The organism is Shewanella sp. S1-58-MNA-CIBAN-0166 (assembly GCF_040310085.1).
Lineage (GTDB): Bacteria > Pseudomonadota > Gammaproteobacteria > Enterobacterales > Shewanellaceae > Shewanella.
The window spans coordinates 1-25,270 of sequence record NZ_JBEOPN010000049.1 but is presented as its reverse complement, the minus strand read 5'-3'; the positions used below and the strand labels follow the sequence as shown (position 1 = coordinate 25,270).

20 protein-coding genes are annotated in these 25,270 nt (G+C 42.1%); 10 read left to right on the top strand and 10 right to left on the bottom strand.

Features of this window, described 5'->3' with window-relative positions:
• Positions 1-154: 154 nt before the first annotated feature.
• A complete protein-coding gene (locus AAEY99_RS20300; RefSeq protein ID WP_351011796.1) occupies positions 155-1,039 on the bottom strand; it encodes a LysR family transcriptional regulator in 885 nt (294 codons plus the stop codon).
• A 94-nt stretch (positions 1,040-1,133) separates the two neighbouring features.
• Between AAEY99_RS20300 and AAEY99_RS20295 the strand changes: the two genes are divergently transcribed.
• Positions 1,134-1,286, top strand: coding sequence for a hypothetical protein (locus AAEY99_RS20295; protein ID WP_174839623.1), 153 nt, complete (start codon positions 1,134-1,136; stop codon positions 1,284-1,286).
• A 136-nt stretch (positions 1,287-1,422) separates the two neighbouring features.
• On the opposite strand, the gene AAEY99_RS20290 is transcribed toward AAEY99_RS20295, so the two are convergent.
• The 7 genes from AAEY99_RS20290 to serA form a co-directional block, all read right to left on the bottom strand.
• Positions 1,423-1,854 (bottom strand): nitrate reductase cytochrome c-type subunit, encoded by a 432-nt coding sequence (locus tag AAEY99_RS20290; RefSeq protein WP_101086183.1) that lies wholly within the window; start codon positions 1,852-1,854, stop codon positions 1,423-1,425.
• A 101-nt stretch (positions 1,855-1,955) separates the two neighbouring features.
• On the bottom strand, positions 1,956-4,439 hold the full coding sequence (gene napA / locus AAEY99_RS20285; protein ID WP_351011794.1) for a nitrate reductase catalytic subunit NapA: 2,484 nt from the start codon (positions 4,437-4,439) through the stop codon (positions 1,956-1,958).
• A 377-nt stretch (positions 4,440-4,816) separates the two neighbouring features.
• Positions 4,817-5,995 (bottom strand): lipocalin-like domain-containing protein, encoded by a 1,179-nt coding sequence (locus AAEY99_RS20280; RefSeq protein ID WP_254439857.1) that lies wholly within the window; start codon positions 5,993-5,995, stop codon positions 4,817-4,819.
• Positions 5,992-8,589, bottom strand: a complete 2,598-nt coding sequence (locus AAEY99_RS20275) for an ABC transporter permease (protein ID WP_351011792.1) — start codon at positions 8,587-8,589, stop codon at positions 5,992-5,994. Before AAEY99_RS20275 ends, AAEY99_RS20280 begins: the two co-directional genes overlap by 4 nt.
• 4 nt (positions 8,590-8,593) lie before the next feature.
• Positions 8,594-9,298, bottom strand: coding sequence for an ABC transporter ATP-binding protein (locus tag AAEY99_RS20270; protein ID WP_101086180.1), 705 nt, complete (start codon positions 9,296-9,298; stop codon positions 8,594-8,596).
• Between the two features lie 145 nt (positions 9,299-9,443).
• The gene (gene ygfZ / locus AAEY99_RS20265; RefSeq protein ID WP_351011791.1) at positions 9,444-10,406 is read right to left on the bottom strand and encodes a tRNA-modifying protein YgfZ; all 963 of its coding nucleotides are present in this window, start codon (positions 10,404-10,406) and stop codon (positions 9,444-9,446) included.
• Between the two features lie 165 nt (positions 10,407-10,571).
• Entirely contained in the window at positions 10,572-11,801 is a 1,230-nt protein-coding gene (gene serA / locus AAEY99_RS20260) for a phosphoglycerate dehydrogenase (RefSeq protein ID WP_101086178.1), read from the bottom strand.
• Between the two features lie 192 nt (positions 11,802-11,993).
• Between serA and AAEY99_RS20255 the strand changes: the two genes are divergently transcribed.
• The 5 genes from AAEY99_RS20255 to katB all read left to right on the top strand — a co-directional run bounded on the left by AAEY99_RS20255 (position 11,994) and on the right by katB (position 16,533).
• Complete coding sequence (locus AAEY99_RS20255; protein ID WP_351011789.1) at positions 11,994-12,614, top strand: DUF2238 domain-containing protein; 621 nt, start codon at positions 11,994-11,996, stop codon at positions 12,612-12,614.
• A gap of 484 nt (positions 12,615-13,098) precedes the next feature.
• Complete coding sequence (locus tag AAEY99_RS20250) at positions 13,099-13,767, top strand: helix-turn-helix transcriptional regulator (protein ID WP_101086176.1); 669 nt, start codon at positions 13,099-13,101, stop codon at positions 13,765-13,767.
• 145 nt (positions 13,768-13,912) lie between these two features.
• Complete coding sequence (locus AAEY99_RS20245; RefSeq protein WP_101086175.1) at positions 13,913-14,350, top strand: PaaI family thioesterase; 438 nt, start codon at positions 13,913-13,915, stop codon at positions 14,348-14,350.
• 216 nt (positions 14,351-14,566) lie between these two features.
• Positions 14,567-14,809, top strand: coding sequence for a YgjV family protein (locus AAEY99_RS20240; protein WP_101086174.1), 243 nt, complete (start codon positions 14,567-14,569; stop codon positions 14,807-14,809).
• A gap of 263 nt (positions 14,810-15,072) precedes the next feature.
• Positions 15,073-16,533, top strand: coding sequence for a catalase KatB (katB, locus tag AAEY99_RS20235; RefSeq protein WP_351011788.1), 1,461 nt, complete (start codon positions 15,073-15,075; stop codon positions 16,531-16,533).
• 152 nt (positions 16,534-16,685) lie between these two features.
• Here the strand turns inward: katB and AAEY99_RS20230 are convergent, their stop codons facing one another.
• Positions 16,686-18,170 (bottom strand): CYTH domain-containing protein, encoded by a 1,485-nt coding sequence (locus AAEY99_RS20230; protein ID WP_192115427.1) that lies wholly within the window; start codon positions 18,168-18,170, stop codon positions 16,686-16,688.
• Between the two features lie 236 nt (positions 18,171-18,406).
• Here AAEY99_RS20230 and AAEY99_RS20225 point away from each other — a divergent pair, with 236 nt between their 5' ends.
• From AAEY99_RS20225 to putA, 4 genes are all read left to right on the top strand, one after another.
• On the top strand, positions 18,407-19,087 hold the full coding sequence (locus tag AAEY99_RS20225; RefSeq protein WP_059747637.1) for a TIGR00153 family protein: 681 nt from the start codon (positions 18,407-18,409) through the stop codon (positions 19,085-19,087).
• 25 nt (positions 19,088-19,112) lie between these two features.
• The gene (locus AAEY99_RS20220) at positions 19,113-20,381 is read left to right on the top strand and encodes an inorganic phosphate transporter (protein ID WP_101086171.1); all 1,269 of its coding nucleotides are present in this window, start codon (positions 19,113-19,115) and stop codon (positions 20,379-20,381) included.
• Between the two features lie 140 nt (positions 20,382-20,521).
• Positions 20,522-21,103, top strand: a complete 582-nt coding sequence (locus tag AAEY99_RS20215) for a TIGR04211 family SH3 domain-containing protein (protein WP_101086170.1) — start codon at positions 20,522-20,524, stop codon at positions 21,101-21,103.
• 402 nt (positions 21,104-21,505) lie between these two features.
• Positions 21,506-24,700 carry a bifunctional proline dehydrogenase/L-glutamate gamma-semialdehyde dehydrogenase PutA gene (putA, locus tag AAEY99_RS20210; protein ID WP_351011787.1) on the top strand — a complete coding sequence of 1,065 codons (3,195 nt, stop codon included), beginning with the start codon at positions 21,506-21,508 and terminating at the stop codon, positions 24,698-24,700.
• A 105-nt stretch (positions 24,701-24,805) separates the two neighbouring features.
• Here putA and AAEY99_RS20205 read toward each other — a convergent pair whose 3' ends face one another.
• Positions 24,806-25,090, bottom strand: a complete 285-nt coding sequence (locus AAEY99_RS20205) for a hypothetical protein (protein ID WP_351011786.1) — start codon at positions 25,088-25,090, stop codon at positions 24,806-24,808.
• Positions 25,091-25,270: the final 180 nt, after the last annotated feature.

Genomic DNA, 25,270 nt, shown 5'->3' with positions numbered 1-25,270 from the left:
AAATCCCCACCAGAATACTGGTAGGGATTATCTTTCATCTGCAAGATCGGTCAAGTGCCCTTAAACGATCGGCATTGTTGCCTAGGCAGCGGTTTTTTTATGTCTTTTTTATGTGATTTCTACGATATTAAATGGTTATGACACAGTATTGATATTATTCATGACTGTTTCTGCTGAGCGTTAATAGCGCTTGGGCTGGTGGGGTTAACGGTAGGTTCTCTCGCCATATTAATGCCAGATCCCAGGTCATTGTCGGTTGCATAGGTTTAAATACCAGTTTGCTATTGGTTAACCGTTGGCAAATGGGTTCGGGTAAAATCGCGACGCCTAAGTTAGCTTCAACCATTGCGGCTAAAAAGTCCCACTGACCTGTTCGAAAGGCGATATTGAGGTGTACACCAACTTTACGGCTTAAATAATTAATTAACTTTGCTAATGAAAAGTCTTCGTTGTAAAGAATGAAGGGATAAGATTCAAAGTCTTGCCAGCGTATGTCTGCATTGTTAGCAAGTGGGTGGCCTTCTGGTAAGCAAGCCAGTAAGGGATATTTAGTCAGAAGTTGACTTGCTAACTCTGTTTTATGCGTTGTCGGAAGTGCAGTAAAGGCTATATCTAGACTGTTGCTCAATAGTGCTTGCTCGCAACCAAATCCGCCATACTCGTACATCTGTAATTCGATTCCGGGATATTTTCGTCGATAATCGGTCAGCAAAGGAGTGATTAAACTACTCATCATAGGGCAGACACCAAGTCGTAATCGTCCTGACTTCAAGCCACTGAGGTTGTTAATACCTTCTTGTAGTCGATGCCAATGGCCTAAAATTTCCCGTGCACTTTGCTCAAACAATTGTCCTGCTTGGGTTAATTCTACTGTTTGATTATTCCTGATAAGCAATTGCTCACCAATGTTGTCTTCTAAACGTTGAATGGTTTTTGTCAGTGTCGGTTGGGTCATAAAACATTTTTGTGCCGCCCGGGTAAAGTTTTTGGTTTCAACTATGGTGAGAAAGGTCTGTAAGGTCTTGATTGGGATGTTCATGCTTAAATGGAATCCTCTCTATGGTAATTATTCATTTTACCTATGAACCCTAAACGATTACTTTGAACTCGTTAACAAAAACGGAGCAATGGTTATGAAGTCAACATCAAGTTTATGGGTCGGTGCATTATGGCAAGCGGCGATGCCTGTGAAGCATGAGATACAATCACCTAATACGTCACAAACATCAGCAGAACCGAGTTCGCCAGTTACACAGCAGACATCTAAACCAACAAACCCAGCCTAGGCTGGGTTTTGTTTTTAGCCCTTTTGTTGTTCGGACTTGTACCGTTTTAACACTGACACTGATAAAAAAATGCCACTTCGATTGAAGTGGCATTGCTCAAATTGAGGAATGGGGGGGGAATTTATATCTTCACTAATTACTTTGTCGTAAATGTGTTTTCCACTAACTCCTGTTTATTATCTGCTTGTGCAACATGGCACTGTACGCAGAAGTAGTTCATGCCATTTAATGTGCCTTTGTCATCTATAACGTGTGACTTCGCCACTGGCGTTGCTTTCATTCTTTTTGCTTTATCCCAGCTATGGCATGTTAGACAGCCATTTTTGTCTGTAGTGATGCTATAGCTATCTTTGTGAGGGATTAACGGCGGTTGTTCTGCAAAGCTGCGCGCGATAGCTTTTCCTCTTGTAGGGTAGGTGGCGATAGCATCAGCAGGTGAGTTGTCGGTTATGGCGACGTTACCTACACGAGACTCTACTTTTACAGGAGTATTGTCTGCTACGGCTTGTTGTCCAGAATATGCGCTAAGGCTTAATAGTATGGCCACGACGCTAAGTAATTTTTTCATTTTCATCTCCGTTACATCCTAATGAATGTAGAAATCGAGTGTCGCAGCTGTCATGGTGTAATAATCCAGTGACAGCTGCAGCAATTAATATAAAAGCAGTATTAGGCTTTAAATATTTTTACTGGACACTTTTTGAAATCAGTTTCTTTTGATAATGGGTCAGTTGCATCCAAAAGCAGCTTGTTGACTAATTGTTTAGCGTCGAAGAATGGCATAAAGACCACCCCTCTAGGTGGCTTGTTGCGACCTTTGGTTTCCACTCGGGTGTTGATTTCTCCACGTGGTGATGCCACGGTAACCTCGTCCCCTTGGGCTAACCCACGTGCTTTAGCGTCAGCAGGATGCATAAAGACTTGAGCACTTGGCATTGCTTTATGCAATTCAGGTACGCGAGCGGTCATTGACCCTGTGTGCCAATGTTCCAGTACTCGTCCTGTTGACATCCACAGATCAAATTCTTCATTAGGCTCTTCTGCAGCGGGTTCATAAGGCAGTGCAAATATGACGGCTTTACCATCTGGTTTACCGTAAAAATTGAAGCCTTCACCTGCTTTGACATAAGGGTCACTGCCTTCAACGAAGCGGCGGGTAGTTTCTTTGCCATTAACGACAGGCCAGCGTAATCCTCGCGTTTGATGGTAAGTGTCAAAGTCTGCTAAATCGTGTGCATGGCCGCGACCAAATTGAGCATATTCTTCGAAAATACCTTTCTGCAGGTAAAAACCAAAGTGTTCGTTTTCATCGTTATAAGCACCTTTACAATCGCTGGTAGGGAACTTATTGATTACGCCGTTAGCAAATAACACTTCATATAACGTTTTATCGGCTAGCTCAGGTTGTTTAGCGATTAATTCAGCAGGCCAGACTTCACTCACTTTAAAACGTTTAGAAAATTCAACTAACTGCCATAAATCAGACTTAGACCCTTCAGGTGTTGGAACAAGCTGATGCCAGAAATGGGTACGGCGTTCCGCGTTACCATAAGAGCCTTCTTTTTCAACCCACATTGCGGTTGGAAGAATTAAGTCTGCGGCCATTGCCGTGATAGTTGGGTAAGGATCCGAGACCACAATAAAGTTTTCTGGATTACGGAAACCTGGATAAACTTCATCATTGATATTAGGACCAGCCTGCATATTGTTAGTACACATAGTCCAATAACAGTTTAATTTACCATCTTTAAGCATACGGCTTTGCAGTACGGCATGGTATCCAGGTTTGGCTGGAATAGTGCCGGCAGGGACTTGCCAAAGTTTTTCAGTAATTTCACGATGTTTATCATTGTTCACCACCATGTCAGCAGGTAAACGATGTGAGAATGTGCCTACTTCACGAGCAGTACCACAAGCTGAAGGTTGGCCCGTCAACGAGAATGGGCTGTTGCCTGGAGTGGCTATTTTACCGGTGAGTAAGTGGATGTTATAGAGCATGTTATTTGCCCACACACCACGAGTATGCTGGTTTATACCCATGGTCCATAAGCTCATCACTTTGATGTTAGGGTCGGCGTAAGCTTTTGCCATAGTCTCAAGTTTGTCAGCCGGTACGCCGCTCATTTTAGCTGCGTATTCTACAGTGTAAGTGCTAACAAATTTTGCATACTCGTCAAAGCTAATCGGTTTGGCATCACCGCTACCTGGGTTTTTAGCTTTCTTTTCCAATGGATGTTCAGGGCGCAAGCCATAACCAATGTCAGTGGTACCTAGGGCAAATTTAGTGTGCTTGCTAACAAAGTCTTTGTTTACTGCTTTGTTTTGAATAATGTAATTGGCAATATAATTTAAGATGACTAAGTCTGTTTGAGGCTTAAACACCATGGCATTATCTGCTAAGTCAAAGCTACGGTTTTCGTAAGTAGAGAGTACGTGTACGCGGGCATCTTTATGGCTTAAGCGACGGTCTGTTAAACGTGCCCATAAGATGGGATGCATTTCTGCCATGTTGGCGCCCCACAATACAAAGTGGTCAGCGGCTTCTAAGTCATCATAACAACCCATGGGTTCATCAATACCAAAGGTACGCATAAAGCCACCCACAGCTGATGCCATACAATGGCGTGCATTAGGATCGATATTGTTGGTGAGAAAACCAGCTTTATGAAGCTTAGATGCGGCGTAGCCTTCCCAAATGGTCCATTGACCAGAACCAAACATCCCTACAGAAGTTGGGCCTTTTTTGGCTATGCTGGCTTTCCATTTTTCGGCCATGGTATCAAAGGCAACGTCCCAACTTACTGGCGTAAAATCACCTTCTTTATCATATTTTCCATCTTTCATTCTGAGTAATGGCGAGGTTAATCGGTCCTTGCCATACATGATTTTAGATAAGAAATAACCTTTAATACAATTTAAGCCTTTGTTAACAGGGCTTTCAGGGTCGCCTTGAGTGGCAACAATTTTACCATTTCGAGTACCCACTAAAACACTACAACCTACACCGCAAAAGCGACATGGGGCTTTATCCCATTTTATTTCACTTTTACCTTCTGCAGCTTGAACGATATTAATTGGAATAGCGATACCCACGGCCGACGCTGCTGCGGCAGCGGCGTTGGCTTTTAAAAACTCGCGACGACTGATGCTCATGGTGTTCCTCACTCTTAGAATGTTGTACTTGGTACGTGATAGTCATTGGAGGTGACGTGATAGAGTGAGTCTAGACCTTACTAATAACATGGGTATACCTCAGAATGGGTATAGTGGTTAATAGTTGTGCAAGGTCACATTTTTCAGCGTGATGTAAATCTCATTTTAACAATTAGGTAAATGCTGTTTTAGAGATTGCTTGTAAAGCGTATTGTGCTTGAGATGCAGATTTTTTGCGGATTAAAAGCCCATTGGTGCTCTGTTGCTAACATGGTACCAAGGAATGGGAAATTGAGATTTTGAGAGGTATGATCTTTGTAGGTAGGCCAAGGCTTGCTTATCTTCGAGAGCGCATTCCACTCGAATGGTAAACAAGCCTAGTAACCCGTAAGCTCCATATAACCTTGACCTTGGTGGCTGCCTTTAATCGTAATGGGGCCTTCCCAATATGAGGTTGATACTGGCATGTCGCTGTTGGGGTTAACTGCTTGAGTTGTGACGTCGATGGCTTCACTGTTAATGTTAATTCGCCATGCAATAGGATGATTGCCTAATGCCGTTTGTTGCCACTGAGTGGGTTGCATATCGATATCATTAGGGTTGTCTCGGCTATTAATATTGTGACCACTACCATCAGCGAACATCCTTCTAGCACTGTAAAAATGTGCTTGGTCATTTTCGCCGCGCAGTCTAAATGCCATTAACGTTGAGTTGTCGTCTAAACGCAGTGAAAACCAATCCCAACCTTGCTGGGCCTTGGTTAAAAATTGTGAACTCCATTCGCGGTCAAGCCAAGCTTTACCGCTGACTTTTTCAGTAACACCATGACGGGTAACTAGACCCGTTACATCAATAAAGGGTTGGCTGTAATAATAAGATGCCACGCTTTGGTCTGCACTTTTGCTGCTATAACCTTTATCGCCTTGTAATTGCAGAGGTTGCTGACTGTTTAGCTGTAATTGATAACTAAACTTATCACTAGCGACATTTAATGTGGCCGGAAACAGACTGTCAGACTGACTTAACCATTGCCAGTTTTGTAAATGTACTTCAAATGGTTGTGGTTTAACGCTTGCAAGTTGTGGGTGGCCTCGTGACCATTTTTCGGCCATTAAATGTTCAGTATTTGTGGTTACCGCGGCATGTGCCATGTAAAGCTGATTGGTCACCCAATTATTCGTTGTTGTCGCTTGAAGGCTTACTGGTGGTGTCATTCCGATACGAAATTGAGTCCATTGCACGCCTACATCTTCACCTGCAGCGGTGGTCAAGTTTGCGGTTAAATACCACCACTCAATTTTAAAGTCATCGTGAGCTAAGTGGTCTTGCGGAAAGAGTAAGGTTTTACCTTGAATTACTTCGCTATAACCTTCAGCAGAAGCTGACGACATACTGCTAATGGTAGACTGTTTTACTGCAACATTTTGCTGAGGAGAGCAAGCCACTAGCAATGCGCTAAGAGGAAAGACAATGACCATCAACCATTGCTTCTGCACTCTGTAGCTAACAGTTTTGAACGCGACGTTGAGTACGCTCTTGAAAGTGAAAGAGGTCATAGTGCTTCCTGTTGCAAGCTGGATATCAAGGGTTTTCTGGTTTGCCAATACAAAGGTAAACACACTGCAAGTAAACAACTGACTACAGCAATGATCACCACTTGAGCATATGCCGCCCAATCCCACACCATGGCGATGCTCCAGCCAAATGCTTGTAACGTGACTTTATGAATTAATAAATAACCCAGTAACGCGCCTGTCGGTAACGCGACCAAGCAGGTTAATAACACGATAAATAGCATTTGCACTAACACCATCATCCGTAATTGATTACGACTAACACCTAGAGCATACAAGCGGGCTAATGGTGCTTGCCTCGCTTGCGTTAGCATCATACAGGCACTGAATAAGCCAATGGCAGCTACGAGTAAGGTTAAGCTATTAAGCACTACAGTGATTGAGAATGTTTTATTAAATATGTTAATCGCTTCAGTCTTAATTCGCTGCTGGCTGTACATGTAAGCAGAAGACAGATTGATTTGCTGGCTAATATTGTCTTGTAGTGGAGTAATATCACCTTGATAAGACACGGCTAGGCTAATGGGTTTGGCGGGTAATTGAGATTGCTGCCATAAGGACTGAGTAATAATCGCTTCGCCTTGGGGATTACCGTAATCGTAATAAATTCCGCCAATGTTCAAGCTAGCTTGACCAAGTTGCGATAGTTGAACTTTATCGCCTATATTGAGTTGGTATTTTATCGATAATGGTTCACTTATCATCAGGCTTTCACCTGCTGTGAATGTTGTCCAAAAGTCATCGGCTGTGGTTTTAAATACAGTTGTTTCGGTTAAAGACAAATGGTCACGACTGACAAGGTGGATAGCAACCTGTGTTTGCGGCGTTTCAATTCGATTAAGGTTGCTGTCGACAGTCCATTGCTCATAAATCGCTTCAACCTTGGGATCTTGTTCCAATAATATCGTTAATGTATCGATTTGGTTTGGATTGGGTCTAATGTATAAATCTGCATGCAAACGGGCATCGAGCCATTTTTTTAAGGTAATTTCAAAACTGCCCACTAAGGTGTTCATGGCAATATTGGCACACAAAGCTAGCAGCATTGCCATCATCGCCAGCGCGAGAGGAGCAATAATCTCTTTGGTTTCGGCAATCACGTATTGCCACAGTCCTTTAGGCATAAATGGACTGAGTAAGTTAACTCCCCAATGTAAAAATTGAGGTAACAACAACGGAATCGCAACCGAGAGAATACCCAGTAATACTAGGCTATGGCGATACTGTTCGGTAAAGGCGAAGGCGATAGTACACACTAAGATTAGCAATGCTGCGATGATAAATTGTCGCCAATGAATAATGCCGAATTGTTGGCTTTGTGGTTGTTTTTGAGCCCCTTGCGCAAGTGGGGTGTTAATCAGGTTTATCAGCATGGGAATACAAGCAGCAAATGCCGCTGACAAGGTTAATATGAGTGCTTGTGCAAACCATTGCCATTGCCAGTTTCCGGGTAATAATTTGGCGCCATAAAGCTGTTCAAGAGTGATGGCGACCATAGGTTGTAGCCATTGCGATAATTGCAGTCCGACAATAAAACCTAATACACAGCCAATAAACACTAAACAGACTATTTCAATGCTTAGGGCAAGCATGATGGTGTGCCTATCGAGCCCTTGCTGCATGATTTGCACCAGCAATTTTTGACGCTTCATTAAGCTATAACGAACCCCGTTGTAGGCAATAAATAAGCCGACAACAAAGGCCAACATGCTCATGGCATCAAGATTAAGATGAAAGCTGGCAGTGAGGGCGGTAAGCGATTCGCCTTCACTCGTTTGGGTGGTGAAATTTAGCTTACTGGTATCAATACCTGCTTGGGTTAGGGTGTTCGTTAATCGAGCTATCAGTTGCTCATCTGTTTCTGATTCGTTTGCGGCTGAGATATTTGCATTTGAAGAGGGTGAATCAAATACGGCAACGTAACTTAACTTACCCTGCATATTCAACAAGGGTTGAGCGAGTGAGATATCGGCCAAAATTGCCGAACCAAGCCCCCACGAATCATCAATGGCAACGAGTTCAACAGCAGTGTCGTTCAGTATTATGCGGTCAGAGTTGTTGGTCACTTTATTCATACGTTCGCGCTGGCTTGCCGACATTAGCACTTTGGGTTTGCCTGCCAGTAATTCTGCTAGCGGAATATGCGTCGCTGTTATCGATGAGCTAGCACCTGATTTTTGCTGTTGCATGTTGCTGGTCATAGCGGCAACTACATCACTACTATTAACCCGCCATAATCGGCCTTGTTCATCGGTTGCGATGCCTTCAATGCTGGCAATGGTATTGAATCCTGCATTGGCTAATGCAAAATAAACTGACTCATCAATACTGCTTTCTGTACGGTGGCTAATCGATAAGCGAGCTTGTTGGCTCATTAGTTCGGATACATTACCATAGCTTTGTTTGGCGTTTTCGTTGGTGGCGTATACGCCAATCAGTAACGTTACCGCGAGCATGATGCCCAGTAAAATAGCACTGGCTTGCAGGGGGGCATGACGATAATGGCTGGCAAACAAGTGCAAGCATAACCTTAAGCGCTTAATTGAGAATAAGTATGATGAAAAGTTAGTTGTCATGGGCTTAACCTTGCAACGTCATGTCAGCAGGGTTAATCACAATCTGCTGATTTTCGACGTGCCAGCGATGCTGCATAAATGCGGCACATTGTTCGCTGTGAGTCACCATTAAAATACAACAGTTGGCTTGTTGAGCGAGTTCGGTAAGTAGTTGCATGACTTGTAATCCGGCGTGTTGATCAAGATTACCTGTCGGTTCGTCGGCTAATATGAGTTGTGGTTTGTGAGCTAATGCCCGCGCGATAGCCACTCGCTGTTGTTGTCCACCGGATAAGTTTTCAACGTTGCGGTCTAACAATGGCGTTAATCCTAGCTGGTGGCAAAGTTCATCACACCAAGGGCTCCATGCTAACTGATTTAGCGCCAGTGAAAATTGAATGTTGTCGCGCACATTTAATGGTGTGAGTAAGTTAAATTGTTGGAATATAACCCCGAGCGACTGACGTCGATATTGGCTCCATTGCTTATCTTGCCACTTTGTCACCGATCGCATGTTATCAGCCTGACGGATTAACATGTCACCGTTGTCTATGGTTTCAAAGCCACCAATGATATTCAGTAAGGTACTTTTACCGCTGCCGCTAGGCCCGGTTAATGCGATAGTTTGACCTTGCTGCAAAGTCAGGTTGACGTGATTAAGCACCGAATGAAATGACTCGCCATCGCGGAACCCTTTACTAATATTTTCTAAGGTGACGATAGTAGTCATAGTCGCTCCATAACGAATTAGCTTAATTGAAGTTCTGAATAAACAGAGTAATATTATCAATAATATACGTGATATAGATCATTAATGTTCAAAAAATAAAAAAGCGAGCCAATGGCTCGCTTAATGAAGATACAACATCAATTAATTAAGCATCTGCTAAAGAATATGGCAACTCGATAATAGTTAGCTGTGAGCTTTCATCTCCGGTAATACGAAGTTGAGCGTTGTTTTCGGTATCATTTGGCAACACCGCGGTAAGCAGTACCTTGTCACCATATTGGACGCATTCAATGATATTGCCACCACGACGGAAGCCGCCTTCAAGGGCAATTTCTAATTGAGTGTCAGTGCTGATGGTTTGCTTGGTAGTACCAGACAAAATATACAATGCACGTTTATTGCCACCGCGATATTTCATCCTGGCAATGGTTTCCTGGCCCATGTAACAGCCTTTGGTAAAGCTAATGCCATTAATGGCTTGCAGGTTGCACATTTGCGCAACGTACTGGCCGGAATGAGCGGCATCTATGTTTGGATAACCGGCTTTAATTTCCAATGCTTGCCATGCACTGGCAGCAAACAATGTTTGTCCAGATTGGCTGATAATGGTTTGTGCTGCTGCATTGTTAATAATGGCAATAAAACGTTCACCATCACGAATAATCACACCTTGCTCAACAAGGCTAAGTGGTTGCGATACATCGCCAAAATGTTCAGTTGCAAAGGCTTGTGCTTTTGGGCCCGCAATACCCATTATTAGATAATCATTGCTGACATCGGCGAGTTCGGCTTTACTGAATACAGCGTATTTTTGTAACTGAGGTAAATCCAAGCTTAAAGTACTTTTTGGCAGTAACATGAATAAGCTATCGCCGATTGAAAACCCACGGAAACTGGCGAGCATTTTACCTTTAGGGTCGCAATGAGCACCCCATTTCCACTCGTTTGTGCCAAGGGAGGTAATATCTGTGGTGACTTGGCCATGAATGAAACTGCGCCCTTGCTCACCAGTGATTTCGATTAACCCCATATGCGTCAAACTTGATAACATTAATTCAGGAGACGTGGCGATAAAATCCCAATCTGGTTGGTTTACTGAAATGGTCATAACTATCCCTAACGTGTGAATAAGACGGTATGGTTGGAGTGTAACGGATTAATAGAATGCTCAACAGGGGGCTATGGTTTTAAAGCCAATAAAAAAGCTACCTTGTGCACAAGGTAGCTTTTTAGGAAGACAATTAACTCAAGTTAATTGCTTATAAAAGTCAGTTTAAAACAATACCCGCGCACGGATAGTGCCTTCAATAGATTTTAATTCAACCAATGCTTCTTCAGCTTGATCAGAATCGACTTCCATTACCACGTAACCAATTTCAGCAGTGGTTTGTAAGTACTGAGCAGCAATGTTAATGCCTTTTTCAGAAAACGCTTGGTTAATTTTAATCAATACACCAGGACGGTTTTGATGAATGTGCAATAAGCGTGAGGTACCGCTATGTTGCGCTAAAGACACTTCAGGGAAATTGACCGCAGACAGGGTAGAACCGTTATCTGAGTATTTCACCAGTTTGCCAGCCACTTCTACGCCGATATTCTCCTGTGCTTCAGCAGTACTACCACCAATATGCGGTGTGAGTAATACATTGTCTAAGCCACGCAGTGGAGAGATGAATTCATCATCATTCGACTTAGGTTCTACCGGGAATACGTCAATCGCAGCACCCGCAAGATGTTCTGACTTCAGGGCATCGGCTAAGTCTTCGATATCAACAACAGTTCCGCGAGAGGCATTGATAAAGAAACTGCCTTGACGCATTTGAGCAAATTCAGCTTTAGCGAACATGTCTTTAGTTTGCGGTGTTTCAGGTACATGCAGGCTAACAACGTCTGCTTGGGCCAATAACTTGTCCATAGAGTGAACTTGAGAGGCATTGCCTAACGGTAACTTATCTTCAATATCAAAGAAAATCACTCTCATGCCCAAGGTTTCAGCCAAAATACCCAGTTGAGTACCAATATGGCCATAACCAATCACACCTAAGGTTTTACCACGGACTTCAACACTGCCATTAGCACTCTTCAACCAACCGCCACGATGTGACATGGCATTGCGCTGTGGAATGCCACGCATCAGCATGATGATTTCACCAATCACCAATTCAGCAACACTGCGCGTGTTGGAGAAAGGGGCGTTGAAAACAGGAATACCCAGTTTCTCGGCCGTGGCTAAATCGACTTGGTTGGTGCCAATACAAAAACAACCAATCGCAACCAACTTTTCTGCACGGTGCAATACTTCCGCAGTAAGCTGGGTGCGGGAGCGTAATCCAACAAAGTGAGCATCTTTAATTGATGCAATCAAAGCCTCTTCGCCTAACGAGGCTTTATGGTATTCAATGTTGGTATAACCTGCACGTTCTAGTACATCGACCGCAGTTTGGTGGACGCCCTCCAACAGCAGGATTTTGATCTTATCCTTGTCAAGCGAGTGTTTCGCCATGATATGGGTACCCTCTTATCATTAAATGGTGCTTAAGCTAATGGTTATACTAATGCTTATACTAATAGTTATGATATAAATGCGGACTTCCGGCGCATTATCAAAGTAGCACTTTTTTAAGCGCTTGTAGAGGGCTAGATGGCTAAAGTTTATATTCTAATTTGAGAACAATATCTCATGGAGAGAATTAAGATGAAGAGTAAGGTTATATGGATAGGGATTTATCTATTAGTACTGTTGTGGTCAGTTAGCGCACCTAAAGATATGTTCACTTGGTGGTTAGAAGCGATACCTGCGTTAATCGCATTACCTATTTTATTTTTTAGTCGTAAAAGCTTTCCTCTGACTACGTTAGCTTATGCACTTATTTTAGTGCATTGCTGTGTGTTATTTGTCGGTGCACGTTATACCTATGCTGAAGTGCCGTTATTTGACTGGCTAGCGCAAGTGATGGGCGGCGAGCGCAATAATTACGATAAAGTCGGCCATTTTGCTCAGGGTTTTATTCCGGTAATATTAGCTCGCGAAATATTTATTCGTAAAAATGTCATGCAAATAGGTGCTTGGTGTCAGTTTTTAGCAGTATGTTTTGTGTTGGCGTTTTCAGCTTTTTACGAATTAGTTGAATGGTGGGTTGCCATTGCTACCGGTGAAAATGCCGAGGCATTTTTAGGCACTCAAGGATATGTTTGGGATACTCAATCTGACATGTTTCTAGCATTAATTGGTGGGGTATGTGGCTTACTGTTGTTATCGTCTCTTCATAATAAACAAATAGCGACCAAAATGGCGCTTAACCAGCCTCCGGTATGATAAGGCTCACTTAACTTATTTAGTTAGCTTATTTTGTCATAAAATGAGTAAATTTGGCTGCTAGCATTGATGAGAGATTGATGATGTTGAGCGAATTGAAAGTATGAGCTTATCAGTCTTGGGTTAGTGATAAAGTCTACGCAAAGTCAGTCAAATTTACTATTCATACTTTAGACTTACATAATAGTCATATCAACTAACAAATTTTTACTATGCTTGCTGTATAGGAAGGTTTTTTATTATAAGAATCGTGATTGATAATGGCCGACTTAACCTAATAGCCACTTTTTTGGTGAGTCGATTTATCTCGTAACGCGATTAACGAATGAAGAAAGAACATGCTCTAATATAACGACAAAAAGTAAACTATCTGCTCAGCCTAGTTTTGAAGGCTAGTAAACGTATTTCATTTACGTATAGTATATAGCCTCAGGATGTGCTCAAGGTATGTTGAGCAATAATGTACTTTTCAGGGAGAAGAGTGATGAGTTCAAATATTGATGAGTTGGTGTTTTTACACCAAATCGCAGCACCTTGCCATTTAGCTATTTTGGCAGAATCTATCGGGTTGAAAACTCGAATTGTAAAACATGCGGCTGAGCTTGAGTTAGAAAAAAAATCCAACAACTTTTATCTTGTTTCACAAAAAGGTGCGGCCTTAGACAGTAAGGGTATCCCGTTACTGGTATCGCGTTTAGTGGAGCATGTCCCTGTAGCATTGTACCAAGTTGAACGTGGATCACTTGATCAAGAGTCAGCATTACTCTTAGGCGTACGGGGTTTGTTATACAGTGATCAACGCATGGACTTAATGCTGACGGGTCTGCGTAAAATGGTTTCTGATGAATTGTGGTACGACCGTCCACTGATTAGTAAGATTTTTAGACGTTTAGTCCAGCAACTCGATACCAACGTTGAAATCCCTGCAGATACCGTGGCCATCCTCCAAAGATTAACCAGTCGAGAAAGAACCATTATTCAGCTTGTTTCTAGCGGTGCGCGTAATAAAGAAATTGCCCAGCGCTTGTGTATTAGTGAACATACTGTAAAAGCGCATATCTCATCTATTTTCCGTAAAACGGAGTCTCGTAACCGAGTTGAGTTATTGCGTTGGGCACAGACCTACCAAAGCCATTGCGAATTAGTGAGTTAACGTACATATAGATTTAGTTAATAACTATAAAAGGAGCTTAGGCTCCTTTTTAATGGGTTAATGTTATTGATCGCGTTTTTCTTTCAAAAAGGTAAGCTAATCAGTACACTGAGTTTTCTAATAATAATAATGATGGATATTAAGAATGAGTATTTGGTTTAACACTGTCACTTTAGAAGATTGTGCTCGTTTAGATGCAGGGATGCAGGGAAAGGGCACCTTAATGCAAACATTGGGCATTAAAATTACTGAAATCGGCGACGATTATATGGTTGCCACAATGCCAGCTAATCCAGCCGTACATAATCCATTAGGGATTGTTCATGGTGGTGCGAACGTCGCACTAGCAGAAACAGTAGCCAGTTATGCCGCCAACTTTGTGGTCGACTTTACCCGTTATTATTGTGTCGGCCAAGAAATCAACGCAAATCATTTGAAAGCATCACGTAATGGTGAATTAACTGCAACGGCTAAACCTGTGCATTTAGGTAAACGCAGTTCGGTTTGGGAAGTTCTTATTCGTAACAGTGCGGGTGAACTTTGTTGTATTTCACGAATGACGGCAGCGGTTGTAGAGCGATAAGCTATTATAGATACTATAAATCGATAGGCCTTATAATCATCGATAGATCAAGGTTTAACCTTGTTAATAGTGTATTTTTTTATAAGGTGCTTTGCTTATTTAGTCTATCAAGTGTGCCAATAAGTGCGTTAAGCAATAACGTTTTTCACTGACTCCGTTAGCTTAATGTTGTTACTCGCTTGCATTGGTGTAGGCATATTAATATAAGGAAAATCCATGGACAGTATCAACATCTGGGAATGGGTAGGATATTTAGCCTCTGTCGTTGTGGCTATTTCGCTGATGATGTCAGACATTAAAAAACTACGCTGGTGGAACTTAATTGGTGCAGGGTTGTTTGTGGCTTATGGCCTCGCGATTGATGCGATCCCTGTGGCGCTGGTTAACTTTTTTATTGTATTAATTGATCTCTATTATTTAGTGAAGTTATACCGTGAGCCTACTCCACCCACTGAATAGTCACATTGTGTCTCGATAAAGCCAAATAATCAGTTTGGCTTTTTTATTGCCTGCATTTTAGTTTTAATCTGTTTTTCCTATCCTTAATAAATTACATAATCGCTTTTTTAGTTTGTAATAATCTATTTTAATCGTTTTATGTAATTCTGAAGTGCTTCTATTATGTGTCCATCGAATGATGAGTTGAGTGAGGAAAATCATCATGGCAACAGTTTATGACTTAATTGAGCAGTGGTTAGTAGACCGCACATAGGAGCAAAAAAATGAATCAAGGTAATTATTTAACCAGCCAAAATGGCGCCCCGATAGCAGATGATCAAAATTCAATCTCGGCTGGTGAACGTGGTCCACTGCTTTTACAAGATTGGCATTTAATAGAGAAGCTGGCTCATTTTAACCGTGAACGTATTCCTGAGCGTGTGGTACATGCTAAAGGGACTGGTGTATATGGGACGTTTACACTAACTAAAGATTTAAGTGAATTTACCATAGCGGATCATTTTAATGGTGTCGGCAAGCAGACTGAAACATTTATGCGCTTCTCTACGGTAGGCGGAGAAATGGGGTCAGCAGATGCAGAGCGTGATCCACGCGGTTTTGGACTACGTTTTTATACTGCTCGTGGTAACCACGATATTGTCGGTAATAATACCCCGACATTCTTTATTCGTGACGGTATTAAATTCCCTGACTTTATTCACACTCAGAAACGTCACCCACAAACTAATTTAAAAGATCCCCAAGCAATGTGGGACTTTTGGGCGCTCAATCCAGAGTCGATGCATCAGGTGACCATATTAATGTCAGACCGTGGTATTCCGGCTAACTACAGACAAATGCATGGTTATGGTTCGCACACGTTCTCGTTTTGGAATGCTAAGGGTGAACGTTTTTGGGTTAAGTTCCACTTTAAATCACAGCAAGGCGTGGTAAATTTAACCGGCGAACAAGCAGATATACTAAAAGGGATAGATCCTGATTCATCACAACGCGACATGGTGGCAGCAATTAATGATGCTAACTTCCCGCGTTGGACTGTGAATGTGCAAATTATGCCAGAAGCTGATGCCAATACTTACGCCATTAATCCATTTGATTTGACTAAAGTATGGCCGCACAGTGATTATCCGTTGATTGAAGTGGGTGAACTTGAGCTAAACCGTTTACCACAAAACTACTTTGCTGAAGTTGAACAAGTGGCATTAGCACCAAGTAACTTAGTGCCAGGAGTGGGGGCGTCGCCAGACAAAATGCTGCAAGCCCGTTTGTTTTCATATGCAGATGCGCAGCGCTACCGTATAGGGACTAATTATAATCAATTACCCGTTAACTGTCCGCATGCCGCTAAAGCCAACCATCATCAACGTGCTGGTGCTATGGCAGGAACACAGTGTCCTTATCAAGGTAGCCAAACCGGTGGTGATGCCAGTGTTAATTATGGTCCTAACAGCGTTGCACCACTCACTGAAAATGCAAGTTTTGAAGAACCACCGTTACGTTTAGAAGGAGAGGCTGCACGCTTTAGTCGTTATAACCAAGATGACTTTACCCAAGCGGGTAATCTATATCGTATCTTCAGTGAAGCAGAGAAAAATCGTTTAGTGGAAACGATTGCGGGCACACTCAGTCAAACAACCTTAGATGTGCAACAAAAAATGGTCGATCATTTTACTAAAGCGGATGTTGATTACGGTCAACGTGTTAAGCAGGCTTTGGCAAAGTAACCTGTATTTTGCCAAAGAATAAGCGACGATTAAGGCCTTAACGCTAACAGATTAGTTGTTTAGTAAAACAGGAAGATAATCATTATCTTCCTGTTTTACTATTCATCACTAATATATGTGGGCGTGTAACCAATTATGGGGAATATGCACGCTTACCAGTAAATAGGGACTTTTAAGGCACTTTTTCGCGAGTGCTCCATGGCAAACAATAAACTGGTTTCTTTATTGTCTAACCAAGCTTCAATATTAAGCTGATGCTGTGCACTCAAATGCCTTAATATTTTATATGCAGATAACGTACTAATCCCTAACGCTAAGTCTTGCCATGGTGCCCGAAAAGCCTCGCGCTTTTTAGCGGGATACATTTCTCCATAAGCAAACCCAACTAAGATACTTTCATCCAAAGCATCAGCAACGTGTTGGTAATCAATACTGTTCATTTCAGCGGTTATCGGCATTGATTTTCCAATACGTTTCCATGAGGCTTGCTGTAGCTGGTTGGCAAATAAACCTAATTCGGGATAATGACGGCTTTCATTTTTGCCGCTTTCAGCGGTTAATAGCAAATCGACCAATGCCAATTGTAATTGACCATACTCAGGATGTTGCCATATTGAGCCTAATTGAGTTGATATCGACATTGAGTCGATATAGTTTTCTAGTTGTAGGCAAACAAGGGTTTTATTGTTGATGTTGGCAAGTGGTTTAGCATCGTCTTGTAATAATAAACAACAACTTTGCAGTGGGCTAACAAATGCCAAAGCATGCTCAAGATGATCGAATAATGGGCTGGTGTGCTGATCTAATAAACCAAATTGATTTAAGGTGAGCCTGAGTAAGCGCACACAGCGGCGTAATTCGCCCCACAAGGCTGATTGTTGATGAACATCACCAGTTGGCAGCGTTAATATATTTTCAATCAATTGCCAGCGCTCAAGACCTGTTTCTAATAATGTGCTCAAGGCTTGCTGCATATTATTGTTTTTTGGTAATGAAACATAATCAATATGCTCAATGGTGAACGGCTTTGATTTGCCTGCAAGTTGATAACCGCGTTGAGCTTTACTGGCTTTACCTAAGCGAAATGGTACTGACTTAGCGACTTCTGTTGCGAGTATTAATAATGCAGACGTCTCTCCTGCGAGTAATTCAAATTCGAGTTCGCATATAGGGTCAACTTTATCATCAGCAATTATTTCACCTACATCTAGTGCAACCTCAACAAGGCTATCATTAAGGTATATATGCCAAGTTTGACGCTCAAAGTTGGTTTCAAAAATACATTTTAGCGATGTTGACACCTTGTCGAGATCATTTCCCTCTGGCCAAATTTCTTTTGGGAAACGTGACAAGATCGGTGTTTTTTGATCAATGCTGACATTATATTCAGGACGAGAATGGATCCCTCCTACGACCCTGCCTGCTGTTTTTATGGTCTGTTCGAGTTGATTGTCAAAACCTCTTACGCGTAAGCCCATATCCCAACGACGCAGTTGTAAGTCGTCGGTATCGAAATATCCGTTGGTGAGTTTTTTCTGCCCTTGTGGGCTTGAATTAGGGTAGTCATTCAATATTTTTTTTAACAAATCATGATGTTGTGATTGAATGAATAGTTTTAACTCTATTTCTGCGTCCATTGACTTTATGTTTGCCTTGTCATCAAATATTCACTAATGCGTCACATTATCTTCATAATGTCATATTGTTGTAATAAAAATCTCTTAGGATAGCATTGCTCGCATCATATATACTGAGCAACGATAACAGAGAAACTGTCGTACGAAATTAAAAAACACAGTTTCATTATGCGGACGCTTGGGTTAACATGCGCCCGCTTTTTCCAAACTGGAATTTATTAAATAGGTAAACGGCAATGCCAGTAAACTCTATTTTAGGTGTGTTTGCAAAATCACCTCTTAAGCCTTTAGAACTACATATCGACAAAGTACATGAGTGTGCATCACTTCTTGTTCCTTTCTTTGACGCAACCAACTCAGGCGACTGGGATGAAGCGATAAAGATCCGCAAACAAATTAGTTTGCTTGAAAAAGAAGCGGACTCACTCAAGCGTGAAATTCGCCTGACTCTTCCTGGTGGATTATTTATGCCTGTTGAGCGAACTGACTTGCTTGAGTTATTAACTCAACAGGACAAAATCGCTAACAAGGCAAAAGATATCTCTGGCCGTATTATTGGCCGTCAGTTAGTCCTTCCTCAGCCTATGCAAGATGCCTTTGGTGCTTATCTAAAACGTTGTTTAGATGCCGTATCACTTGCGAAACGGGCTATTAACGAACTCGATGATTTACTCGAAACCGGTTTCCGTGGTCGTGAAGTTGAGTTAGTTGCCAAAATGATTAATGAATTAGATCTTATCGAAGAAGATTCTGATGATTTACAAATTCAAGTGCGTCGTCAGTTGTATGCATTAGAATCTGAATTGAATCCGATTGATGTGATGTTCACGTACAAAATTATCGAATGGGTTGGAGGTTTAGCAGATATTGCTGAGCGTGTCGGTTCCCGCCTAGAGCTAATGCTAGCTCGTAACTAATCACAAAGGTTATCAAGGAAACAACATGGTTGATGTATTAGTCACCAACGGCCCTATGCTCATTATGATAGCGGCTGCATTTGGATTTTTGATGGCATGGGGCATTGGTGCAAACGACGTAGCCAATGCAATGGGAACCTCTGTAGGTTCTAATGCCATTACCATTAAACAAGCGATTATTATTGCAATGATCTTTGAATTCGCCGGTGCTTTTTTAGCTGGTGGTGAAGTCACGAGTACAATTCGTAAAGGTATTATCGACGCGAGTTACTTTACTGATGTCCCAGAATTGTTGGTATACGGCATGATTGCCTCATTACTTGCTGCGGGTATTTGGTTAGTTGTAGCGTCAGCGTTAGGCTGGCCAGTTTCGACAACGCATTCAATTATTGGCGCTATTGTTGGCTTTGCCGCAGTGGGTGTCAGTGCTGATGCAGTTGAATGGGGTAAGGTTGGCGGTATTGTAGGCTCTTGGGTAGTGACACCTGCTATTTCGGGTTTTATTGCTTATATCATTTTCCAAAGTGTGCAAAAGCTGATTTTTAATACCGATGATCCATTAGCAAGTGCTAAGCGTTATGTGCCTTTCTACATGGCATTGGCCGGTTTTGTGATGTCACTTGTGACCATTACTAAAGGCTTATCACATGTAGGCATAAACTTTTCAACACTTGAAGCATATGCATTAGCAGCTGTGGTTGCAGCCGTAGTCGGTCTTGCAGGTAAAATTGCTATTAGTCGTTTAAAAATGAGCGATAAAGCCGATCTAAAAACCCAGTATGGGAATGTTGAAAAAGTATTTGCCATATTAATGGTTGTGACTGCATGTTGTATGGCATTTGCCCATGGCTCAAACGACGTTGCTAATGCGATTGGTCCTTTAGCTGCTGTGGTTTCTGTCGTAGAAAGCGGCGGTATTATTGGTGCTAAAGCGGTTCTAGCATGGTGGATTTTACCACTTGGTGCTGTTGGTATTGTTATGGGCTTGGCCATTTTTGGACAGCGTGTGATGCAAACCATTGGTAAAAACATTACGCATTTAACCCCAAGTCGTGGTTTTGCTGCTGAATTAGCTGCCGCATCGACTGTGGTTATTGCTTCTGGTACTGGTTTACCTATTTCAACAACGCAAACGTTAGTGGGTGCTGTGTTGGGTGTGGGCATGGCGCGTGGTATTGCAGCAATTAATATTGGTGTAGTACGTAACATTGTTGTGTCTTGGGTTATTACTCTGCCAGCCGGTGCTGCACTGTCTATTTTGTTCTTCTTCATTATCAAGAACATCTTTAGTTAATTTGACTAAGACGCAATGAAGTATTAGCAGAAATGTGAACGCTGAATGTATTTAAGAAGGAAGTCATATGACTTCCTTCTTGCATTCAGAGCATTTAATAAATAGCATGACAATAAGTTTTCTGAGTTTGGATAAATACCGTGTTAAGAGTACTTTCAATCCTTATATTTTTACTTGCGCCAAGTGGCGTATTTGCAGCCCAAGCACCAACGCGATTTATTTCTGATGATGTGTTCACCTATATCCACGGTGGACCGGGTACAGAGTTTCGTATTATCGGTAGTGTTGAAGCGGGTCAGCCGATCACTTTATTGGATAATACCGAAGGTGATTTTACTCAAATCATTGATCATAAAGGTCGTGAAGGCTGGGTATTAACCAGTTTAGTTTCAGATCAGCCTAGTTTTCGTGAGCGTTTTCCTGAAATGGAAGCACAATTAAAACAGGCTAATGAGCAATTAAATAACATTACGCAAAATACTGACAATACTGAAGAATCTTTAACACTGTCTAACGAAAAGGTGTCTGAGTTAAAAGCCGCTCTTACCAAAGCGATTAAAGAACGAGATGATGCTAAGTCAAAAGTACAGCAAGCCGCGGATAACCAACGTTATGAAATGTGGCAGCAAGGTGGGTTAATTGCAGGTATTGGTGCGTTGATTGGTATTGTATTGGTGTATTTACCTCGTCCACAACGTCGTAAGAAAAGCCGTTGGATGTAACATCTCCAATAACGATGAGATTTTCGCGGATAAAGTGATACGACTAATGTCTCTCATTTGATTGTATAAAGGCCAACTATTCAAACGTTGGCCTTTTTTTTAATCTTTTTCTTGATGAAATATATTCATATTCCATGTTGGTATAATTATTAAAAAAGTTACTAATTAACATTAACTTAAACGTTTATTGTTGTTGTGATGTTAATTAACTAGCACATTGTTTCTGTCTGTTTCAGTGACCAAAATCAAACAATTATTAGCAAGTTTTCAACTTGAGTGTCCAAGTTCACATTTTGAATGTATAATCGCCGAAAATCAGATCGTACATTGTATACAAAATAAAATATTCGTGAATACAGTGTCCATTCAACAACGATAATAACCATCCTTAACCTGACCTAGATGGAAGCGAATACTATGTTCAAAGCGAGTGAAGTACTGGACGGCCGCTATGACAATGCCACTCTTGAGGAACTGTTTACTGCAGTGACCAACAACTACATTGTCGATGAAGAGCAATACCTGTCTGAATTAATTAAGCTTGTGCCTTCGTCTGAACAAGACATTGAGCAAGTGACTCGTCGTGCCCATGAGCTCGTGAGCAAAGTTCGTCAGTTTGAGAAAAAAGGTCTGATGGTTGGTATTGATGCATTTTTGCAACAATACAGCTTAGAAACGAAAGAAGGCATTATTTTAATGTGCTTGGCTGAAGCCTTGCTGCGTATTCCTGATGCTGAAACAGCTGATGCGCTAATTAAAGATAAATTGTCTGGTGCCAAGTGGGATGAACACCTAAATATGAGTGGTTCATTGCTGGTTAATGCCTCAACGTGGGGGTTAATGTTAACCGGTAAACTGGTTAAGTTAGATCGTAATACTGACGGTTCGCCAAGCAATATACTTAAACGTCTGGTTAATCGTGTCGGTGAGCCGATGATCCGTCAAGCTATGTTAGCGGCGATGAAGATCATGGGTAAGCAATTTGTGTTAGGTCAGGACGTTAAAGAAGCGCTTAAAAATAGCGAAGCTAAACGTAAGTTAGGTTATACCCATAGCTATGACATGTTAGGTGAAGCAGCATTAACCGCCAATGATGCGCAAAAGTATTTTAACGATTACAGCAATGCTATTCGCGATTTAGGCGCGCAGCAATATGAAGCGTCTGACTCACCAAGACCGACTATTTCGATCAAATTATCTGCATTACACCCTCGTTATGAAGTCGCTAACGAAGATCGTGTATTAAGCGAATTATACGACACGGTTATTAAACTTATTATACAAGCGCGTGAACTCGATATTGGTATTTCTATCGATGCTGAAGAAGTTGACCGTCTTGAATTGTCATTGAAGTTATTTAAGCAGCTTTATCAATCAGAAGCCGCTAAAGGCTGGGGCTTGTTAGGTATTGTAGTACAAGCTTATTCTAAGCGTTGTTTACCGGTGTTGTGTTGGTTGACGCGTCTTGCTAAAGATCAAGGCGATGAAATTCCGCTGCGTTTAGTCAAAGGTGCTTATTGGGACAGCGAGCTAAAATGGGCGCAACAAGCAGGCGAAGCTGGCTACCCACTTTATACCCGTAAAGCCGGCACGGATGTGTCTTATTTAGCGTGTGCGCGTTATTTATTGTCTGATGCCACCCGTGGTGCTATTTATCCTCAGTTTGCTACCCACAACGCGCAAACCGTTGCCAGTATTGATGCGATGGCCGCTGATCGTTTATATGAATTCCAACGTTTGCACGGTATGGGCCAAGAGCTTTACGACACCATGCTTGCAGAAAGCGGTGCTAAAGCGGTACGTATCTATGCACCCATTGGCGCGCATAAAGACTTACTGCCGTATTTAGTTCGTCGCTTACTGGAAAACGGAGCCAATACCTCATTTGTACATAAACTGGTTGACCCTAATACCCCAATAGAAAGCTTAGTGGTTCATCCATTGGTGACGCTATTAGGTTACAAGTCGTTAGCGAATCAAAAAATTGTTAAGCCTGCTGATATTTTCGGTGCAGAACGTAAGAACTCTAAAGGATTAAACATGAACATTATTTCTGAGTCAGAGCCATTTTTTGCTGCACTGGACAAATATAGCGATACTCAATGGACAGCAGGTCCATTGGTAAACGGTAAAACCTTAACGGGTGAAGTGCAAACCGTTGTTAGCCCATACGATACTTCATTAACGGTAGGTAAAGTGGCTTTTGCTGATGCTAACGCAATTGAACAAGCCATTGCTGGTGCAGATGCTGCTTTTGGTGGTTGGGCACGTACACCTGTTGAAACTCGTGCTAATGCACTACAGAAATTAGCTGATTTATTGGAAGAAAACCGTGAAGAGCTGATTGTATTATGTACTCGTGAAGCGGGTAAGAGTATTCAAGATGGTATTGATGAAGTTCGCGAAGCAGTAGATTTTTGTCGTTATTACGCCGTACAAGCTAAGAAGATGATGGCTCAGCCTGAATTGCTTCCTGGCCCAACAGGCGAGTTAAACGAGCTGTTTCTACAAGGTCGCGGAATTTTTGTGTGTATTAGCCCATGGAACTTCCCGTTGGCGATTTTCCTTGGTCAAGTTTCTGCTGCACTTGCTGCGGGTAACACGGTTATTGCCAAGCCTGCAGAGCAAACCTGTTTGATCGGTTATCGTGCTGTGCAACTTGCGCATGAAGCCGGTATTCCTACCGACGTATTGCAGTTTTTACCAGGTACTGGTGCAGTTGTCGGTTCTGCAATCACTGCAGATGAACGTATTGGCGGTGTGTGTTTTACCGGCTCGACTGGCACTGCTAAATTGATTAACCGCACCTTGGCCAACCGTGATGGCGCAATTATTCCATTAATTGCTGAAACCGGTGGTCAAAATGCCATGGTGGTTGACTCAACATCACAACCAGAACAAGTTGTTAATGACGTGGTGTCTTCATCGTTCACCAGTGCTGGCCAGCGTTGTTCGGCATTGCGTGTATTGTTCTTACAAGAAGATATTGCAGATCGCGTAATTGAAGTCATGAAAGGCGCCATGGAGCAATTAGTGATTGGCAACCCAAGTTCAGTGAAAACCGATGTGGGCCCCGTGATTGATGCCACTGCCAAAGCTAACTTGAATGCCCACATTGATCATATCAGCCAGGTCGGCAAGTTAATTAATAAACTTGAATTACCTGCGGGTACTGAAAATGGTCATTTTGTAGCGCCTACAGCCGTTGAAATTAGTTCAATTAAGCTACTCGAAAAAGAACATTTTGGGCCTATTTTGCATGTTATCCGTTATAAAGCGGCAGATTTGGCAAAAGTGGTTGATGAAATCAACAGCACAGGTTTTGGGTTAACATTGGGTATTCATAGCCGTAATGAAGGCCATGCGCTTAGCTTAGCAGACAAGGTTAACGTGGGTAACGTATACATTAACCGTAACCAAATTGGTGCAGTTGTAGGTGTACAACCATTTGGTGGCCAAGGATTATCGGGTACAGGTCCTAAAGCGGGTGGCCCACACTACTTAACTCGTTTTGTGACTGAAAAGACTCGCACCAATAACATTACCGCTATTGGTGGCAATGCGACGTTATTGTCACTAGGCGATGCTGAAGAATAAACCTGAAGTAGTTGCATTAAGCCCACTTTTTAGTGGGCTTTTTGTTATCTCGAGTTTAGGTTATGTGACCCTAATGGGTATAAGGCTATTTAATTATGAGGCAATTTAATGATGACTCTGGATATCATTGCGTTGTAAGCCACGACTGACATTTTTACACAGTTTTCCAAAGCGGCTGATATCGCCAAGTGAAGGTATAACGCCCTGGGCAATGGCTGCGTCCCAGTAATTAACTTCAGCATCAACCAAACCGAGTAACTTTTTAGGGCAGCCAACACAGTTGTTGTTAGGGCCACAGCTAAATATACCGGGTTGATCAAATGGTAAGGTATTTTTTACTTGCTCAAGGAGTCGCTTCATTGCACTCACTCTGTCTGGTTTACGTTCCATAGCCTCACCTCTATATAAGTTAGAGAATCCTTGTCAGCGTAACAAATCGGCATTAGGTTATGATTAACGTACATCAATTTTTTAGTGAATAAAGAGACCTAAATAACCTGAACTCGGGATAAGAATTGAACTAAACGCCCTCTTTACGATCAGATCTTTCGACCAAGAAGGATTTAATCA

Bases quoted from the DNA above. Each gene is read 5' to 3' on its own strand.
- AAEY99_RS20300 (WP_351011796.1), bottom strand. From the start codon at position 1,039: ATGAACATCCCAATCAAGACCTTACAGACCTTTCTCACCATAGTTGAA.
- napA (WP_351011794.1), bottom strand. From the start codon at position 4,439: ATGAGCATCAGTCGTCGCGAGTTTTTAAAAGCCAACGCCGCTGCCGCA.
- serA (WP_101086178.1), bottom strand. From the start codon at position 11,801: ATGGCGAAACACTCGCTTGACAAGGATAAGATCAAAATCCTGCTGTTG.
- ygfZ (WP_351011791.1), bottom strand. From the start codon at position 10,406: ATGACCATTTCAGTAAACCAACCAGATTGGGATTTTATCGCCACGTCT.
- AAEY99_RS20230 (WP_192115427.1), bottom strand. From the start codon at position 18,170: ATGGACGCAGAAATAGAGTTAAAACTATTCATTCAATCACAACATCAT.
- AAEY99_RS20220 (WP_101086171.1), top strand. From the start codon at position 19,113: ATGGTTGATGTATTAGTCACCAACGGCCCTATGCTCATTATGATAGCG.
- AAEY99_RS20225 (WP_059747637.1), top strand. From the start codon at position 18,407: ATGCCAGTAAACTCTATTTTAGGTGTGTTTGCAAAATCACCTCTTAAG.
- AAEY99_RS20280 (WP_254439857.1), bottom strand. From the start codon at position 5,995: ATGACCTCTTTCACTTTCAAGAGCGTACTCAACGTCGCGTTCAAAACT.
- AAEY99_RS20275 (WP_351011792.1), bottom strand. From the start codon at position 8,589: ATGACAACTAACTTTTCATCATACTTATTCTCAATTAAGCGCTTAAGG.
- AAEY99_RS20290 (WP_101086183.1), bottom strand. From the start codon at position 1,854: ATGAAAAAATTACTTAGCGTCGTGGCCATACTATTAAGCCTTAGCGCA.
- AAEY99_RS20205 (WP_351011786.1), bottom strand. From the start codon at position 25,090: ATGGAACGTAAACCAGACAGAGTGAGTGCAATGAAGCGACTCCTTGAG.
- katB (WP_351011788.1), top strand. From the start codon at position 15,073: ATGAATCAAGGTAATTATTTAACCAGCCAAAATGGCGCCCCGATAGCA.
- putA (WP_351011787.1), top strand. From the start codon at position 21,506: ATGGAAGCGAATACTATGTTCAAAGCGAGTGAAGTACTGGACGGCCGC.
- AAEY99_RS20295 (WP_174839623.1), top strand. From the start codon at position 1,134: ATGAAGTCAACATCAAGTTTATGGGTCGGTGCATTATGGCAAGCGGCG.
- AAEY99_RS20270 (WP_101086180.1), bottom strand. From the start codon at position 9,298: ATGACTACTATCGTCACCTTAGAAAATATTAGTAAAGGGTTCCGCGAT.
- AAEY99_RS20255 (WP_351011789.1), top strand. From the start codon at position 11,994: ATGAAGAGTAAGGTTATATGGATAGGGATTTATCTATTAGTACTGTTG.
- AAEY99_RS20240 (WP_101086174.1), top strand. From the start codon at position 14,567: ATGGACAGTATCAACATCTGGGAATGGGTAGGATATTTAGCCTCTGTC.
- AAEY99_RS20245 (WP_101086175.1), top strand. From the start codon at position 13,913: ATGAGTATTTGGTTTAACACTGTCACTTTAGAAGATTGTGCTCGTTTA.
- AAEY99_RS20250 (WP_101086176.1), top strand. From the start codon at position 13,099: ATGAGTTCAAATATTGATGAGTTGGTGTTTTTACACCAAATCGCAGCA.